General features: G+C 52.6%; 2 protein-coding genes and 1 pseudogene. All 3 read left to right on the top strand.

Annotated features, from left to right (window positions below; genetic code table 11):
- The first annotated feature begins 183 nt into the window (after window positions 1-183).
- The gene (locus KGMB01110_RS15575) at window positions 184-876 is read left to right on the top strand and encodes a sodium:solute symporter family transporter (RefSeq protein WP_279220938.1); all 693 of its coding nucleotides are present in this window, start codon (window positions 184-186) and stop codon (window positions 874-876) included.
- On the top strand, window positions 822-1475 hold the full coding sequence (locus KGMB01110_RS15570) for a sodium:solute symporter family transporter (RefSeq protein WP_279220937.1): 654 nt from the start codon (window positions 822-824) through the stop codon (window positions 1473-1475). Before KGMB01110_RS15575 ends, KGMB01110_RS15570 begins: the two co-directional genes overlap by 55 nt.
- A gap of 143 nt (window positions 1476-1618) precedes the next feature.
- Window positions 1619-2275, top strand: a pseudogene (locus KGMB01110_RS16000) (gamma-glutamyltransferase); the annotation flags it as partial.

Genomic DNA, 2275 nt, shown 5'->3' with positions numbered 1-2275 from the left:
AATAAATCACGTCGATCATCGGTCTGCATTTACAAAAATTTAAAATTTTGATTGCGGGCCGATTTTTATTTTCTTCTGTAATATATTACATATTTAGTTTGCTGGTGTCTCACGCCTGAATCTGGTCCGGAACAGATTGTGCTGTGACGCTGCATATAAAATCAAAAAGCGGGGGAATCTATCATGTTAATCGCAACATGGATCATTACCTTTGTGATCATCGTAGCGATCGGAGTGTACTCTGGAACCAAGATCAAAAGTGCCAATCAATGGTCCGGCGGAGACAAGACCATGGGAGCTGTTACGCTTGGCTGCGTATTTGCCGCTTGGCAGATCGGCGGAATGGCAGTAGTCGGCGCTGCACAAAACGGCTATAATCTAGGTGTAGCCGGAGCCTGGTACTCCATTGCCGGATCCTTCTATTTTATTGCTCTTGCCATCTTTGCTAAAACGATCCGCAACAATATGCCCGGCGATTCCGTTCCTGTCTATCTCCAAAAGCGCTTTGATACCCGGACCTACCGGCTCTATTCTTACGCCTGGATCGTCTACGGTTTCCTGTACATTCCTACCCAGTTGAAAACCGTAGCCAGCATTATCCAGATCGCCATTCCCAACCTGAATGTAACTCTGGCCATGCTCATCGGCCTGACCATCGCAGTCATCTACACCAGCTTTTCCGGTATGCGCGGCATGTCCTCGGTGGGCCGCGTGGTGTGCATTGGAATTTATGCTCTTCTGATCTTCTTTGTACTGACTACCCTGCCCAAGTTTGGCGGATTCTCTGCCATGATTCTGAACTGCCCGCAGAGTATTCTTCTATGGGTAATATGCCTACGCAGCGCATCATCGCCTGGATTCTGGGCGGCTGCTTGAGCACCGCCGTTATGCAGTCTGTTCTTCAGCCCCTTCTGGCTGCCAAGAGTCCTCAGGCTGCCCGCACCGGTTCCATTCTTGGCTACGTGTTTGCTGCCCCCATCTGCCTGCTCACTGCTACCTGCGGAATCTTCGCCAAGGTATCCGGCGCCGACCTGGGTGACGGCTCCACCGCCTTTGCCTATTCAGTGAAAACTCTGAGCAGCCCTGTCTTTGCTGGCGTTGTCTTCGCATTTGCCACCATGATCATTGCCGCCACCATGGCTACCATGATGCTGGCCACTGGCACTATCATCACCAACATCTACAAAACCGAAATTAACCCCAACGCCGATGACACCAAGGTACTGAAGCTCTCCAAGCTCATCACCTTTGTATTTGCCTACCTGACCCTGATCCCTGCTCTGTTCCTGCCCAGCAACGCCCTGACGAACCTGTTCCTCACTCTCCAGCACGTTGCTGCCGCTCCGGTCAGTTTCGCCCATTCTGGTCGGCCTGACTTGGAAGCGCTGCACCAAGCAGGGCGCATTCTGGTCTATGGCTACCGGTATGGCCGTGGGTGTGGTATGGATGCTGCTCGGTCTGACCGATATGCTTGAGGCCGTTTACCCGGTTGTGTTGGTCAGCTACACGGTGGGCATTGTTGTTTCCCTTGCTACCAGCAAAAAAGCGGAAGTAGCCTGACTTATTCCCAGTAAAGGAAGGAATTATCCTATGAAAGACGAAAAAAGCAGCAATATATGTGGCCCTCCAAGTGGTCCAAGCCCTCTGCCCACGGAGATTGGGCGCCATCAGCTGCAACAACGGGTATGCCACCCGCGCCGGATTGGAAATCCTGAAACGGGGAGGAAATGCCTTTGATGCGGCAGTTGCTGTATCATTAACCTTATCCGTTGTGGAACCTCATCACTCGGCATTGGCGGCGGATGCTTCAGCCTTCTTTACTCCGCCAGCCAGAACAAAACCTTAGCTCTGGATGCCCGCGGTGTTGCTCCCGCAGCTGCAGGACCGGACCTTTTTATGAAAGATGGTGAGGTCCAAGACGAGTGGAAGGACTTGGGCGGCCAATCCGTAGCAATTCCAGCCTGCTGCGCGCAATGGATACTGTGCTGAAGGAGCACGGCACCATGTCCTGGGCTGAGGTAGCCGCTCCTGCAATCCGCTGTGCCCGCGAAGGCTTCGGCACCAGCTACACCGGGGAGTTAACCATGGAAGATGACTCCGTCCAACGCAAAATGCGTCTGTCCGAGTCTTTCCGCAAACTCTATCTGAAGGAAGATGGCTCTTACTACCGCTTTGGCGAAACCCAGTATAACCCGGAGCTGGCTGATCTGCTGGAACAGACTGTAGCCCACGGAGTGGATGAAGCCTTTTATCAGGGAAAAACTGCCGAAAAAAT

Source organism: Mediterraneibacter butyricigenes, from assembly GCF_003574295.1.
GTDB lineage: Bacteria > Bacillota > Clostridia > Lachnospirales > Lachnospiraceae > Mediterraneibacter_A > Mediterraneibacter_A butyricigenes.
The sequence above is the reverse complement of the archived record's forward strand: the minus strand, read 5'-3'. Positions and strand labels throughout refer to the sequence as shown.

Coding starts and splice junctions, on each gene's coding strand:
- KGMB01110_RS15575 (WP_279220938.1), top strand. CDS start 184: ATGTTAATCGCAACATGGATCATTACCTTTGTGATCATCGTAGCGATC.
- KGMB01110_RS15570 (WP_279220937.1), top strand. CDS start 822: ATGGGTAATATGCCTACGCAGCGCATCATCGCCTGGATTCTGGGCGGC.